The organism is Pseudooceanicola antarcticus (genome assembly GCF_900215355.1).
Lineage (GTDB): Bacteria > Pseudomonadota > Alphaproteobacteria > Rhodobacterales > Rhodobacteraceae > Pseudooceanicola > Pseudooceanicola antarcticus.
Genome location: NZ_OBEA01000004.1, coordinates 237,784 through 252,521, shown reverse-complemented (window position 1 = coordinate 252,521; position 14,738 = coordinate 237,784). Strand labels below are relative to the sequence as shown.

The 14,738-nt window shown below is 65.8% G+C and carries 12 protein-coding genes; 6 read left to right on the top strand and 6 right to left on the bottom strand.

Annotated elements, in window-relative coordinates:
• Window positions 1–12: 12 nt before the first annotated feature.
• The 5 genes from CRO50_RS11880 to CRO50_RS11860 all read right to left on the bottom strand — a co-directional run bounded on the left by CRO50_RS11880 (window position 13) and on the right by CRO50_RS11860 (window position 5,717).
• Window positions 13–1,905 carry a bifunctional sugar phosphate isomerase/epimerase/4-hydroxyphenylpyruvate dioxygenase family protein gene (locus tag CRO50_RS11880; RefSeq protein ID WP_097146136.1) on the bottom strand — a complete coding sequence of 631 codons (1,893 nt, stop codon included), beginning with the start codon at window positions 1,903–1,905 and terminating at the stop codon, window positions 13–15.
• 6 nt (window positions 1,906–1,911) lie between these two features.
• Window positions 1,912–3,207, bottom strand: a complete 1,296-nt coding sequence (locus tag CRO50_RS11875) for a TRAP transporter large permease (protein ID WP_097146135.1) — start codon at window positions 3,205–3,207, stop codon at window positions 1,912–1,914.
• Window positions 3,200–3,721, bottom strand: a complete 522-nt coding sequence (locus CRO50_RS11870; protein ID WP_097146134.1) for a TRAP transporter small permease — start codon at window positions 3,719–3,721, stop codon at window positions 3,200–3,202. Before CRO50_RS11870 ends, CRO50_RS11875 begins: the two co-directional genes overlap by 8 nt.
• Window positions 3,722–3,806: 85 nt before the next feature.
• Window positions 3,807–4,793, bottom strand: coding sequence for a TRAP transporter substrate-binding protein DctP (dctP, locus tag CRO50_RS11865; RefSeq protein ID WP_097146133.1), 987 nt, complete (start codon window positions 4,791–4,793; stop codon window positions 3,807–3,809).
• A 45-nt stretch (window positions 4,794–4,838) separates the two neighbouring features.
• Entirely contained in the window at window positions 4,839–5,717 is an 879-nt protein-coding gene (locus tag CRO50_RS11860) for a shikimate dehydrogenase (RefSeq protein ID WP_097146132.1), read from the bottom strand.
• Window positions 5,718–5,971: 254 nt separating this feature from the next.
• Between CRO50_RS11860 and CRO50_RS11855 the strand changes: the two genes are divergently transcribed.
• Window positions 5,972–7,546 carry an alpha/beta hydrolase fold domain-containing protein gene (locus CRO50_RS11855; protein ID WP_232617825.1) on the top strand — a complete coding sequence of 525 codons (1,575 nt, stop codon included), beginning with the start codon at window positions 5,972–5,974 and terminating at the stop codon, window positions 7,544–7,546.
• Window positions 7,547–7,754: 208 nt separating this feature from the next.
• On the opposite strand, the gene CRO50_RS20125 is transcribed toward CRO50_RS11855, so the two are convergent.
• Complete coding sequence (locus CRO50_RS20125) at window positions 7,755–7,931, bottom strand: hypothetical protein (protein ID WP_157791780.1); 177 nt, start codon at window positions 7,929–7,931, stop codon at window positions 7,755–7,757.
• Window positions 7,932–8,578: 647 nt separating this feature from the next.
• Between CRO50_RS20125 and CRO50_RS11850 the strand changes: the two genes are divergently transcribed.
• Genes CRO50_RS11850 through CRO50_RS11830 form a run of 5 tightly spaced genes read left to right on the top strand, consistent with a single transcriptional unit; the run spans window position 8,579 to window position 14,714 of the window.
• Complete coding sequence (locus tag CRO50_RS11850; RefSeq protein ID WP_097146130.1) at window positions 8,579–9,925, top strand: ABC transporter substrate-binding protein; 1,347 nt, start codon at window positions 8,579–8,581, stop codon at window positions 9,923–9,925.
• Between the two features lie 58 nt (window positions 9,926–9,983).
• The gene (locus tag CRO50_RS11845) at window positions 9,984–11,228 is read left to right on the top strand and encodes a carbohydrate ABC transporter permease (RefSeq protein ID WP_097146129.1); all 1,245 of its coding nucleotides are present in this window, start codon (window positions 9,984–9,986) and stop codon (window positions 11,226–11,228) included.
• A gap of 5 nt (window positions 11,229–11,233) precedes the next feature.
• Entirely contained in the window at window positions 11,234–12,439 is a 1,206-nt protein-coding gene (locus CRO50_RS11840; protein WP_416061099.1) for a carbohydrate ABC transporter permease, read from the top strand.
• Between the two features lie 5 nt (window positions 12,440–12,444).
• Window positions 12,445–13,710, top strand: coding sequence for an MGH1-like glycoside hydrolase domain-containing protein (locus CRO50_RS11835; protein WP_097146315.1), 1,266 nt, complete (start codon window positions 12,445–12,447; stop codon window positions 13,708–13,710).
• Complete coding sequence (locus CRO50_RS11830; protein WP_097146127.1) at window positions 13,692–14,714, top strand: ABC transporter ATP-binding protein; 1,023 nt, start codon at window positions 13,692–13,694, stop codon at window positions 14,712–14,714. The genes CRO50_RS11835 and CRO50_RS11830 overlap by 19 nt, the downstream gene beginning before the upstream one ends.
• The last annotated feature ends 24 nt before the right edge of the window (window positions 14,715–14,738 follow it).

The window sequence follows — 14,738 nt, the reverse complement described above, 5'->3', positions numbered from 1 at the left end:
GGGCGAGCGGCGTCATAGGCGGGGCATTCCCGGCTGCGGCGCCAGGCGGCGCTGAGCGGCGATGCGGAAGGGTGCGTTCGGCGCGCCGTAGCCGGCGTAGCCGTTCTTGCGCTGGCAGATCTCGATGAAGATCCCGTCGCCCACGGAGCGCGAATAGACCTGGAAGAAGGACCCGCCCTTGCCGTCCTCGTCATAAAGGATGTGCTCGGCCTTCAGCCTTTCGGTGAAACCGGGCGAGAGCGAGAGCCTTGCGGCCAGGTCATCATAGTAGTTCTCGGGCATCGGCAACGGCTGGAAGCCGCAGAGCCGCATCTCGGAGACGCAGGCAAAGATGTCATCGGTGGCAAAGGCGACGTGTTGCACGGACGAACCGAAGCTGTCGGCGATGAAGCGCCCGGCGAAGGTGCGGTGCGTCTCGGCGCCGTTCAGCGTGACACGCAGCCCGCCGTCGGGGCTCTCGATGGCCTGGCTGCGCACCAGCCCGCCGGGGTCCACCACGTCGACGGTGGCCTGTTTCTCGACCTCGAAGAGCGACAGGTAGAAGAGCGACCAGGTCAGCATCTCCTCGTAGTTCATCGTCTGGCCAATGTGGTCGATGCGGGTCAGGCCGGCCTCATGGGCGGCACCGCCGGGGGCGGGTTGGAACTCGATCTCCCAGACCTTGCCCAGATCCGAGCTGCGGTCGATGAAATGCAGCAGACCAGAGCCGACACCGCGGATGGCGGGGATCTCCAGCTCTCCGGGACCGACGGGCTGGCTGAAGGGGGTGGCCCCCAGGGCGCGGGCGCGGGTCACCGTGGCCTCGGCGCTTTCCACCGTCAGGCCCACGTCGCAGATGTTCAGGCCATGGGCGATATGCGCGGTATGGGCGAAGCCCTCCTGCTCGGTGTTCAGCACGATGCGGATCTCGCCCTGCTGCCAGACCTCGACCTGCTTCGAGATATGCTTGCCGGCGCGGTGGAAGCCAAGCGAGCCCAGAAGCTTGCGCAGGCTCTCGGCCTCGGTCTCGGAGGCGGCGAATTCGACGAAGGCAACGCCCTCGGTGGCAACGCGGGCGGGGATGTCGGGCAGGCTCTGGGCCAGCCCCGGTTCGCTGCGCTTGACCTGATCCATCAGGTAGATCAGCGAGCGGTGGCCGTCCTGGGCGATGGCCTTGGGGCTGCCGCCGCGGAACTGGTCGTTGAAGACCTCGAGGCTGATCGGCCCGTCATAGCCGGTGGCGGCCACGGCGCGCATGAAGCCCGTGACATCCAGGTCGCCCTCTCCGGGCATGTTGCGGAAGTGGCGCGACCAATAGAGCAGGTCCATCTCGATCAGCGGGGCATCGGCCAGCTGGACGAAGAAGATCTTGTCTCCCGGAATGCTGCGGATGCTCTCGGGCGAAAGCTTGCGACCCAGAGTATGGAAGCTGTCGACGATCAGGCCGATGTTGTCGTGATTGGCGCGGCGCACCACCTCCCAGGCATCGCGGTGATCCCAGACATGCCGGCCCCATGCCAGGGCCTCGTAGCCAACGCGCAGCCCGCGCGCCGCGGCGCGCTCGCCCAGCTCGGAGAAGTCGGCGGCCATACGGTCGATGCCGCCAAGCGCCTTGGGGTGCACCGAAGAGCAGACCAGCACCAGGTCGGTGCCCAGCTCCTGCATCAGGTCGAACTTGCGCTCCATGCGGTCGAAGGCGCGGCCCCGCTCGGGCTCGGGCAGGCCTTCAAAATCGCGGAACGGCTGGAACAGCGAGATTTCCAGCCCGTGGTCCCGCACCATGGCGCCCACCTCTCGCGGAGAGGCGTCGAAGGTGATGAAATCCTGCTCGAAGATCTCGATTCCGTCGAAGCCCGCCGCCGCGATGGCGGCGAGCTTTTCCCGAAGGTCCCCTGCGATGCAGACAGTGGCGATCGAGGTTTTCATGGTGCCTTACCCCTTGTACCCAAGCAGACGCGGCAGCCAGAGCACGAAGTCCGGCACGAAGGTGATGATCCCGAGCGCCACGAAGAGCGCGAAGAGGAACGGCAGCAGGTCGCGCACGATCTTGCCCAGGGGCTGCTTGGTGATCGACGACACGATGAACAGCAGCAACCCGTAGGGCGGCGTGATCAGGCCCAGCATCGCGTTGACCACGCAGACCACGCCGAAATGCACCAGGTCGATGCCCAGGGCCTGCGCCGTGGGAATGAAGATCGGCACGATGATCAGCAGGATGGCCCCGCTCTCGAGGATGCAGCCCAGCACGAGGAAGAGCACGTTGAGCGCCAGCAGGAAGCCCACGGGGCCCAGGTCGTATTGCGCCAGGAAGGCGGCCAGCTGATCCGGCACGTTCTCGCGGGTGACCACATACTGGAAGGTCAGCGCCCCGGCGATCAGGATGCCGACGGTGGCGGTGGAGCGGGCCGAGGCCAGGAGGGTCTCGAAGAACTGCCCGGCGGTCACCGAGCGGTAGAGCACCACCGAGATCGCCAGCGCATAGAAGGCGGCGACGGCGGCGGCCTCGGTCGGGGTCATGACCCCGCCGTAGATCCCGCCCAGCAGGATCACCGGCAGCAGCAGCGCCGGGATGGCGCGGAAGGTGACGCCCGGCATGTCGCGCAGCGGGATCGCCTCGTCGACATCGAAGCCCCGGCGGTGCGCGATGATCATGTTCATGGTCATCATCGCCACCCCCATGAGCAGCCCCGGCATGATCCCGGCGGCAAATAGGTAGCCCACCGACTGGTCCGAGACGAGCGCGTAGAGCACCATGGGAATGGAGGGCGGGATGATCGGACCGATGGTCGCCGAGGCGGCGGTGATCGCTGCGGCGTAGGACTTGGTATACTTCCCGTCCTTGGTCATCATGTTGATGATGATCTTGCCCATGCCGACCGCATCGGCCACGGCCGAGCCCGACATGCCCGAGAAGATCAGCGAGGACACGACGTTGACGTGGCCGAGGCCCCCCTTGAAGCGCCCGACCAGCGCCTGGCTGAAGCGCAGCAGACGGTCGGCCAGAGAGCCGATGTTCATGATGTCGGCGGCCAGGATGAACAGAGGGATCGCCAGCAGCGTGTAGCTGTTGAACAGGCCCTGCAACAGGGTTTCGGAGGCAATCGACGGGTCGAAGCCGCGCATGATCAGGTAGACGGACGAGCCGCAGATCATCGCCAGCCCCATCGAGAGGCCGCCGAAGGCAAGGAAGGCGATCAGCAGGATCGAAACGGTAAATGGATCAGTCATAGTCGTGGGTATCCGCCGTTTTGGGCGTGTCGAAGGCCGGGCCTGCGCCGGTGATGCCGCGCCAGATGGAGATGCCGCAGCGGATGACAACGGAGATTGCGAAGGGGACGTAGATCGCGAAGACATGGTCGAAGCGGATCTTCATGTAGGACGTCTTCTCGATCGCCATGAAGTCGATGTAGCCCCAGACCTGGGGCAGCGTCCAAAGGAAGATCCCCGCGCAGATCGTGCCGGTGATCACGTCCAGCGCGCGACGGGCCCAGCGGGGCAGCGCGGCATAGAGGATGTCCAGCCGGATCACGTCGCTTTCGCGCACCACGAAGGCATAGCCGAAGAGAATGCCCCAGAGCCAGGCGATGGAGACGAACTCGACCGTCCAGCCCAGCGGGAGGTTCAGCAGATAGCGGAACACGATCTGGATCAGGAAGCTCATGAAGAGCGCCCCTAGGATCAGCGCCAGAATGACCTCGGCACCTTTCCCGCCCCATTTAAAGAGTGATTTCAAACGCTCCATTCATACCCCGTTCAGCTTGCCGTGCACGGCGTGTCGTTGAGAGTGCCCGAAGCCGGCTGTCCGCGGCTCCGGGCACCCCGTTGCATCAGAGCCCGTTAATCCCTTCAAGCACGCCCTCCGGCCAGTCGACCGAGAAACGCGAGTTCTTGAAGACGTCGAGCACATGGGTGCGGAAGGCGGCCTTGTCGGGCTCGTAGACGTCGAGCCCCTCGGACACGAAGAAGTCAACCAGCTCGGCCTCCTGGCGGATGGTGTCTTCGTCCATGGCGGCCTGGAACTCCAGCGCGCATTCCTGGACCTTGGCCTGTTGGGCCTCGTCGAGGCTGTTCCACTTCTGCGACGACATCGAGAAGGTGTTCGAAGCGATCAGGTGGCCGGTCAGGATGATCTGGTCGGTCACCTCGTAGAACTTCATCTGCTTGTCGGCGGGCAGCGGGTTGTCCTGGCCGTCAATGGCGCCGGTCTGCAGCGCGGTATAGACCTCGGTGAAGGCCAGCGGGGTCGGGTTGGCGCCAAGCGCCTCGCCGACGAATTGCCAGCCCTCGCCGCCGGGCATGCGCAGCTTGATGCCGGCAAGATCCTCGGGCGTCATGATCTTCTTGTCGCCACGGATGTTGACGTGGCGGGTGCCGATATAGGGCCAGGCCAGGACCTTGACGCCGGTCTTCTCCTCGATCTCGGCGATCAGCCCGTCCAGCACGTCGCTGTCGAAGGTCGCGCGCATGTGCTCGTAGTCGCGCCACAGGTAGGCGGTGCCCAGGATCGAGGTCGCGGGCACCTGGTTGTAGAAGTCGAAGATGGCGAGGTTCGCCATGTCCAGGTTGCCGCGCTGCAGGGCGGTCAGCTCGGTGCCCTGCTTGAACAGGGTGGCCCCGAAGTAGGGGGTGAAGGTGAAGCCCTCGCCCAGGCAATCGCCGAAGTGGTCCTTCAGCAGCCGCGAGCGGCGGTCGGTCTCCTGCACGGTGTCCGAGTAGATGATCTCGACCGTGTCGGCGCTCGCGACGGACGCGCCCGTGCCGGCCATGATGGCCAGCGCAAGCGCGCTTGCGGTTCCCTTGAAAGTGATATCCATGCGTTCCTCCCTATGACGCATCCTGTCGAGGCCGGCGGGCCGACCTCAATTGAACGAGTCGAATGCCTCCCGCATCCGCTCGATGTCCGCTTCACGGCCCGTGAACAGGCCGAAGGCGCGAACAGCCTGGTAGAGAGCCATGCCCGACCCCGGCAGCACCGCGCAGCCCTTGGCGCGCGCTGTGGCCAGCAATTCCGTCTCCAGCGGGAAATAGACGATGTCGGCGACCCAGTGGTCCGGCCGGATCATCTCTTCGGGCAGTGGCAATCCTGGTAGTTTCTCCATCCCCACGGGGCTGGCATTGACGATCCCCGAGGCCTCGGCGGCGGCGGGGGCGATATCGGTGACAAGCCGGGTACGGCCCTGGCCGTAGTGCTCAGTCAGCAGAGCCACGAGGTCGGCGGCGACCTGGTCATTCACGTCGCGGACCGCCAGCTGTTCGACGCCGCCATCCAGCAGCGCATGGGCCACGGCCCCGCCTGCCCCGCCGGCGCCCAGCAGAAGCACCTTGTCGCGCGGCGCCTGCGGCAGGCCCTGGCGCAGACTCTCGCCGAAGCCCCAGTGATCGGTGTTGTGACCCGAGCGGCGCCCGTCGCGCAGCACCACGGTATTCACCGCGCCCACGTTGCGCGCCGCGGGCGAAAGCTCGTCCATCAGCGGCAGCACCGCGCGCTTGAAGGGATAGGTGACATTGAGCCCGTCGAAGCCCTCGGCCTCGAGCATCGCAAGGATGTCTGCGGGATCTTCCGGCAGGTCGCGGACCTGGGAATCGACCAGGTGGTACTCGTAGGACAACCCCGCCGCCCCGGCCGCAGCCAGGTGCATGCGCGGCGTACGGGAGCCCCCGATACCGCTGCCGAGAAGTCCGATCTTCAGGGCGCGTGCAGGGCTGTCGCCTGCCTGCGCCACCATGGTGCCAGTCACTTGCGGAAATCCTCCCAGGCGCTCCGTCTCTTGACGACACAATGGACTCGATGGTTAATTAAGTCAACGCTATGTTCGCTACGGTACAATTCCGCACCGCAGCATGGCTGGAAGACCTTGGTTTCGCGTCTATTTGCCAATAGGTTGCCGAGGCGCGTTAAGGGTGAGGGAGGGCGAAAGCCATGGGAGAGGCGGGCCAGAGCGGCAAGTCGGCAGAATCAACGCGAGGGGGCTGGAAGCAGAACCCAGACGCGGTGCGCGACAATATCCTGCAGGCGGCCCGAGAGGTCTTCGCCCAGCACGGGCTGTCCGGGGCGCGGATCGACGAGATCGCCAAGCGCACCCGCACGTCCAAGCGGATGATCTACTACTACTTCTCCGACAAGGAGACGCTCTATCAGGCGGTGCTCGAGGATGCCTATGCGCGCATGCGCAAGGCAGAGGATGCGCTGGATCTGGCGCGGCTGAACCCGGTGGCGGCGCTGCGCCAGCTGGCCGAGTTCACCTTCGAGCACCACAGCCACGCCAAGGACTTCGTCCGGCTGGTGATGATCGAGAACATCCACGAAGGCGATCACATGTCGAAGCTGACCTCGATCTCGGGGCAAAACAGCTCGGCCATCGCCCACCTCGAGGACATCTACCGACGCGGCGTGGAAATGGGGCTTTTCCGGCGGGGCCTCACGGCCTCGGAGCTGCACTTCCACATCTCGGCGGCCTCGGTCTTCAACGTCTCCAACCGCGCGACCTTCTCGCACATCTTCGGAGACGACCTTTTCACCGATCGCGGCCAGCAGAAGCTGCGCCGCCAGGTTGGCGACATGATCCTGGGCATCGTGATGAAGCCCGGCCTGTCCGCCGAAACCGATGTGCCACGCGCAAGGGAGGAAGCACGCATGATCAACCCGGACATCTTCCGGTTCCTGGAAGTATGGGACGCCAAATGGGCGACACTGGCGAAGGGGGCCACCGCGGCCGACCGCCGGGTCCATTTCGAAAGCATCGCGCGCGACATGCGCCTGCCCACCCCCTCGGATGTCGAGACCGACGAAGAGCATTGGATCGACAGCGACGGCGGCCCGGTGCGCGTGCGCATCTTCCGCCACGACAGCGGCGGCACCCAGCCGGCACTGATCTACATGCATGGCGGCGGCTGGATGCAGGGCAGCCCAGAGACCCATTGGGACATCACCGCCCGCATCGCCTCGTGGAACCGGCAGACCGTGATCTCGGTCGATTACGCCCTGGCCCCCGAGCACCCCTTCCCCGAGGGCTTCCTGCAGATCCTCGCCGTGGCCCGATGGGCCCATGAGAAGGCCGCCGATCTGGGCATCGACCCGGCCCGCATCGCCATCGGCGGCGACAGCGCCGGCGGCAACCTGGCCGCGGCCGTGGCGCTCTCCTGCCGGGACGAGGGCATCCCGCTGGCGGCACAGCTGCTGATCTACCCGGCCTGCGATTTCGACCGCTCGCGCCCCTCCTACGAGGAGAATGCCGAGGGTCCGCTGCTGAAAGTGGCCGGGATGGCGGCGACCAATGCGCTCTATTGCGACGACGTAGAGCAGCTGAACTCCGACCCGCGCATCGCGCCGCTCTCTGCCGAAAGCCACGCGGATCTGCCGCCCGCCTATGTCGCGGTGGCGCAGAACGATCCGCTGCGCGACAGCGGCCTGGCCTATGCCGAGGCGCTGGAGGCGGCAGGCGTGTCCGTCACCGTCGAGCGCGGCGAGGGGCTGATCCACGGCTACCTGCGCGCAATGGAATACTGCGCCGCCACCGAGACCCGACTGCGCGAGATGTCGGCCTGGCTGGCCAAGACCGTCGGCTGACAAAGCGGGGGCGGTCCAAGGCCGCCCCCTGCCCTTGCCTCTGTCCGCGTGGGGTCCGGGCATGCCGGCCCAGGTGCGTTACCTGCCGCCGGCGACGGCACCGCAGCTAGGGCCAGACACCAAAGAGCACCGTGCCAAGCTGGCAGAGGCCAGGCCCAGGCATTGCCGCCGCTCCCTCCACGGCCGCCCTTTTCGATGACATTCCGGATCAGATGAATAGCGAAATAGCGGCGGATTTCGCGTCGTAAAACCGCTTGGCCTGCAGGCGAATCAGCCCGGCGCGCATATTGCCATTGAGCTTGGCAAACACGCGATCCAGACGATCCGGCCTCACATCCAGCAGGCGTTTTGAATGAGCAGGCCGCACGTCTTGCGGGCCCGGCATTTGAGTTCGGGGAAATGAATTCCCGCGCCAGCAGGACGAAATTTGCCACCTTGCGAAAGGGCGATTTCGCCGGGCCCCACGGCGCATTTTCATATCAACACCCAGCAAACTGGTAGGTCAGCGATTTGGGCCAACAGGTCACTTCGGCCAACCCCTTGCCCTGTTGGGAGATAGCGCCAACATTTCTGGCACTTATCAAGGATCGCTGCCCAATCTCTTCGCAACGCACCTGCTAACCCCACAGGCGGGAAACGATAATATCAATACCGCGCAAAAGCGCCACTCATTGCGGCACTCTCCCATTTTTTGATCATCCGGTCAGACAATCCGCCCCCGAATGCAATTGAGTCTTGCCCCAAGGTAAATCAACGGGCCAGCCTGAAAGCGGAGGAGAATCGTGTGTCCCTGACCTGTCATCAGAACGGGCTCGACGCCGCTTGGCAGCGTGTGACCCATTCGGCTGAGCCCCGTTTCGGCGGGCCGGTGGACAGGGCCTGCATGCGACGCGGGACGCGTCGGGCAGCGCTTACGACATGCAGACATTCTCAATGCGGCAACCGACCTCTGACCGCCCGGCGCCATTTGCGTCCGGGACCGGGGGCGATTTGCCACGCGGCACTTATTGCAACCAAGGGGAGGAACCCAAGATGACTATCAAGACAGCCATGTGGTCCGGAGCGGCTCTGGCGCTCGCACTGACGGCCACCAGTGCCGGGGCGGACACCATCCGCTTCTGGACCACCGAGGAACAGCCCGAGCGCCTGGCCAAGCAGGAAGCCATGGCCGCTGCCTTTGCCGAGGAGACCGGCAACGAGGTCGAGGTTATCCCGGTGACCGAAAGTGATCTTGGCACCCGCGCCACCGCGGCCTTTGCGGCAGGCGATCTGCCGGACGTGATCTATCATACCCTGCAATACGCCCTGCCCTGGGCCGAGGCCGGTATCCTCGATACCGATGCCGCCACCGACGTGATCGAGGACCTGGGCGCCGACACCTTCGCGCCCGGCGCGCTGAACATGGTCGGCATGGACGGCAGCTTCGCCTCTGTTCCGGTCGATGGCTGGACGCAGATGATCGTCTACCGCAAGGACCTCTTCGAGGCCGCGGGCCTCGAGGCGCCCACCACCTACGCCGCCGTCGAGGCCGCGCTGGAAGCGCTGCATAATCCGCCCGAGATGTTCGGCTTCGTCGCCGCAACCAAGGTGGACGAGAACTTCATGAGCCAGGTGCTGGAACACGTGCTGCTGGCCAATGGCGTGACCCCCGTCGACGAGACCGGCTTCAAGCCGCTGGACGAGGCCAAGACCACCGAGGTGCTGGAGTTCTACAAGAAGATCGCCGAGGCCTCGCCTCCGGGGGATCTCTACTGGGACCAGTCGCGCTCGCTCTACTTCTCGGGCAATGCGGCGATGATCATCTGGTCGCCCTTCATCCTGGACGAGCTGGCCGGTCTGCGCGACAGCGCCCCGCCCACCATCAACGATGATCCCACCTCGCCCGAACTGGCCTCGCTGACCGGCATCGTGACTTCCTTCGCCGGTCCCTCCAATCCCGATGGCGCCGCCTGGGGCGATACCCGCTACTTCGGGATCACCGCCGATGCCAACACGGACGTGGCCATGGAATTCGTCGAATACTCGATGGGTCCGGGCTACATGGAGACGCTCTCCATCGCGCCCGAGGGCAAGTTCCCGACCCGCCGCGGCACCGCCGAGAACCCGACCGAGTTCGTCGAGGCCTGGGCCACGCTGCCCGTCGGCGTCGACCGCAAGGCGCCGCTTGGCGATCTCTACGCCCAGGAGATGATCGACGAGATCGTCGCCGGTCTGGACACCGCGCAACGCTGGGGCGTGGAAGCGGGCCAGCTGGCCCTGGCCTCGAAGATGATCAACAGCCAGATCATCAACCGTGTCGTGCGCGAGTACATCGACGGTCAGATCGATGCCTCTGCCGCCGTGGCGAAGATGAACGAGGAGCTGGGCGCGATCGAGTGATCGCCCCGGCCCGGCAGGCCCTTCGGGGCCTGCCATCCCCTTCCGGAAGAGCAAAGACATGTCCGAAATGACCCCACCCACAGGCTCCGGCCCGCTGGCGCGGCGCGAGGCCCGGCTGGCCTGGTCGCTGCTGGCGCCAACGCTGTTCGCCGTGGCCGCCGTGGTGATCCTGCCGCTGCTCGCCGTCTTCTGGATCAGTTTCAAACCCGTGGCGCTGGCCGACCTGCGCGCCCCCGCCCCGGTGGTCCGCGAGGACCTGCGCGGCCGCCCCGAAGCCGCCGGTGACGAGGCCACGGTCCGCTACCGCCTGCGCAACTCCAGTCAGGATCAGGTGGTCGCCGATGTCGTGCTGACAGACACCTGGACCGAGGGCCTGACAGTTCTCGAGATGGACCCGCGCTGTACGCTGCAGGGCACCGCCTTCCGCTGCGAGTTCGGCGACTGGGAGGGCGGCTTCCGCGACCAGCTGACCATCCCCGTGACGGTCGAGCAGGCCTATTTCGACAATGGCGCCGAGGTCGACGAGACAGAGGTGGTGATCACCGGCAAGGCGCAATCGGTGCTGACCTCGAACGAATTCACGCTGGAGAACTTCGCCGCCATCTTCGACGGCCAGGAGTTCTGGAATGTCCTCTGGGTGACCCTCTTCTACACCGTCGTGGGCACCGTGGGGGCGCTGGTCACCGGGCTTTTCGCCGCCATGCTGCTGAACCATTCCTTCATGGGCCAGGGCATCCTGCGCGGGCTCTATCTCTTCCCCTACGTGGCGCCGGTGATCGCCGTGGCCTTCGCCTGGCTCTTGCTGCTCGATCCCTTCTCGGGCTCGCTCAATGCGCTGCTGGTGCAAATGGGCGTGACCGATCAGCCGATCAACTTCTTCGGCCAGCGCCCGCTGGCGCTCTTCACCGTCACCGGCTTCGAGATCTGGCGCTATTTCCCGCTGTCCTTCCTCTTCATCCTGGCGCGCATGCAGTCCATCGACACCGACATGTACGAGGCCGCCGACATGGACGGTGCCTCTCCGTTCCAGAAGTTCTGGTACCTGTCGCTGCCGATGCTCCTGGGCATCCTGTCGGTGCTCTTCCTGCTGCGCTTCATCTGGACCTTCAACAAGTTCGACGACATCTTCCTGCTGACAGGCGGCAACGCGGGCACACGGACGCTGACCGTGAACGTCTATGAGCAGGCCTTCGCGCTGTCGAACATCGGCGCCGGTGCCGCCGTGGCCGTGGTCATCTTCGGCTGCCTGCTGCTCTTCTCGGCCTTCTTCTTCAAGTTCATCAGCCGGGAGGAAGGTCTGTGAAATACCTGCGCTTCGGATATATCACCGCGCCGGTGCTGGGTGCGCTCTGGCTTTTCGTGATTGCCACCACGGTCTCGGTCGCCATGTCCTTCGCCACCGGCGCCGCCTTCCGCCCCTCCTTCACGCTCTCGGTGGCGATCGGTGCCCTGCTGGGCTTCGGCGCGCTCTACCTGCAATCGGCCAGCATGAGTGCCGCCGCCGCGGTGCTGGGCCTCGCCGTGACACTGGCCGCAGGCGCGGCCCCGGTGGTGGTGGGCGACGGTGTGGGGCTGACGGCGCTCGCGCTCACCGCGCTGGCCACCGGCCTCGGCGCGGGGGTGCCGCTGGCGCGGTTCCTCGACGAGATGCCGGCGGGTGCCCTGACCCGTCACGAGTTCGAGGGCGCGGTGCTGAAATTCCTCATGGGCTTCGGCTACATCTTCTTCACTGCGCTGGTGGTCATCCCCTTCTACGTCATGGTCATGACCAGCCTGAAGAACCAGTCCGAGCTGATCCAGAACCCGCTCGATTTCTCCATCGACCTCAGCCAGGGCTGGCTGCTCTTCCGCTCCTATGTCGAGCTGATCCGGGATTTCCGCTTCGGAGAGTATCTCTGGACGTCGTTCTACATCTCGGTGCTGACGGTCTTCATCACCCTGGCCTTCGCCATCCCCGGTGCCTACGCCGTGGCGCGGCTGCGTTTCAGGGGCCGGGCGGCCTTCTCGCGCTCGATCCTGCTGATCTACATGGTGCCGATGATCGTGCTGGCGCTGCCGATCTACATCGCCTTCTCGATGACAGGCCTGCGCAACTCCATCGCCGGGATCGTGATGATCTACCCTGTGACGACGATCCCGGTGGCGCTCTACATGCTGCAGGGCTACTTCCGCGGCCTGCCCGCCGAGATCGAGGAGGCCGGCCTGATGGACGGGCTGTCGCGCCTGAGGGTGATCTGGCTGATCACCCTGCCGCTGTCGCTGCCCGCGCTGGCCTCGGTGTCGCTTTACGTCTTCATGATCGCCTGGAACGAGTTCCTGCTGGCCTTCATGCTGCTGGATGACCCGTCGAAGTTCACCCTGACGCGCGGCATCGCCAGCCTCAATTCGTCAGAGATCCCGCGACAGCACCTGATGGCGGGGTCGGTCATCGCCACCCTGCCTATCATGGCCATCTTCCTTGGCCTCGAACGCTTCATGACCAAGGGCCTGACCGCAGGCTCGGTGAAAGGATGATCATCGTGGACGATCTGGACGAGCAGGCTCGCGCGATCCTGAAGGGCAACGACCGGGGCGGCTACACCGTGCCGACCGGGGGCCTCTATCCCTACCAGTGGAACTGGGACTCGGTCTTCGCCGCCGCCGGTTTCGCCGAGCATGACCTGTCCCGCGCCTGGGAGGAGATCGAGACGCTCTTCTCGGGGCAGTGGTCCACCGGGATGGTGCCCCACATCATCTTCCACAAGGTCGATCCCTCGTATTTCCCCGGCCCCGACATCTGGGGCGGCGTCGGGCCCCTGCCCTCGTCCGGGATTTCCCAGCCGCCGATTGCCGCGACCTTCATCCGGGCGCTGCATGCGCTGGACCCCGAGGGCAGCAAGGCCCGCGTCCGCGCCCTGATCCCGCGCCTGCGCGACTGGCACCGCTGGTTCTTCGACTGGCGCGGCGAAGGCGGCGCGATCTGCGTCAGCCATCCCTGGGAGACCGGCCGCGACAATTGCCCCGACTGGGACGGCCCCTTCGCCAACATCCAGCCCGAGGGGGTCGAGCAGTACTATCGCCGCGACACCACCCACGTGAAGGAGGACGAGCGCCCGCGCTCCTACGATTACGACCGCTATCTCTACCTGGTGAAACTGGGCCATGACTGCGGCTGGGACGAGGCGCATCTGAAAGAGGTCTCTCCCTTCCGGGTCGCTGATCCAACGATGACCTTCACCCTGCTGCGCGCCAACCGCGACCTGCTGGCGCTCAGCCAGGCCTTCGGCGAACCCACCGACGAGATCGAGGGCTGGATCGCCGCCATCGAGGCGGGCTCCGAGCAGCTCTGGAACCCCGAGATCGGCGCCTACGACTGCCTCGACATGCGGACCGGAGAGCACACCGGCGTGATCTCCTCGGCCTCCTTCCTGCACTGGTTTGCGGGCGTCGGCGAGGACCGGATGCTGGCGCATTACGACCGCATCACCAGTGATGTGCGCTTCTCGATGCCCTCGACCGATCCGGCGCATCCGCAGTACGAGCCGCGCCGCTACTGGCGCGGGCCGGTCTGGGGGATGATGAACTGGCTCATTGCCACCGGCCTGCACGAAGCCGGTCACGAGGACCGCGCCGAGGCGCTGCGGCTCAACACCGCCGAGGTCATTCGCACGGGCGGCTTCGCCGAATACTTCGACCCCCGCGACGGCAGCCCCGCCGGGGGGCGCAACTTCACCTGGACCGCCGCCACCTGGCTGGGCTGGGCCTCTCCGAATACGAAAGGGATCACATGTCCAGTATCGAGCTGAAATCGGTCGAGAAATGGTTCGGCCCGCTGCAGGTCATCAAGGGCGTGGACCTGGCCATCGAGGAAGGTGAGTTCATCATCTTCGTCGGCCCCTCGGGCTGCGGCAAGTCCACCCTGCTGCGCATGATCGCCGGGCTCGAGGAAACCTCGCGCGGGCAGATCATGATCGACAGCCGCGACGCCACCGCCGAGCCGCCCTCGAAGCGAGGGCTGGCGATGGTTTTCCAGAGCTACGCGCTTTATCCGCACATGTCGGTGCGCGACAACATGGGCTTTTCGCTGAAGGCCGCGGGCGCGCCCAAGTCCGAGATCGACGAGAAGGTGAACCACGCCGCCGCCGTGCTGAAGCTGGAGCCCTACCTGGACCGGCGGCCCAAGGACCTTTCCGGCGGCCAGCGTCAGCGGGTGGCCATCGGGCGCTCGATCGTGCGCGACCCCACGGCCTTCCTCTTCGACGAACCGCTGTCGAACCTCGACGCCGCCCTGCGCGTCGAGATGCGCTACGAGATCGCCAAGCTGCACCAGTCGCTGAAATCGACCATGATCTACGTGACCCACGACCAGGTGGAGGCGATGACCCTGGCCGACCGTATCGTGGTGCTGGATGGCGGTCGGATTGCCCAGGTGGGCTCGCCGCGCGAGCTCTATGAGCGGCCCGCCAACCTCTTCGTGGCGCAGTTCATCGGCAGCCCGAAGATGAATGTCTTCCCCGCCTCCGCCGTCGCCGCCGAGGCACGCCCGGCCGAGGCCGAGAGCATCGGCATCCGGCCCGAGCACATCTCGATCACCGCGCCTGGCGCCGGGGTGCTCGACGGTACGGTGGACGTGGTGGAATACCTGGGCGCCGACACCTTCCTCATCGTCGATTGCGGCGCGGCGGGTCAGATGACCCTGCGCATCACTGGAGATACCGAGCTGGCGCCGGGCACCGCCATCGGCCTGGCCTTCCCGCCCGAGAAGACCCATGCCTTCAACGCCGAAGGCCTGGCGATCCCCGCCACCTGACACGGCCCGCCCCCGTATCTGTGG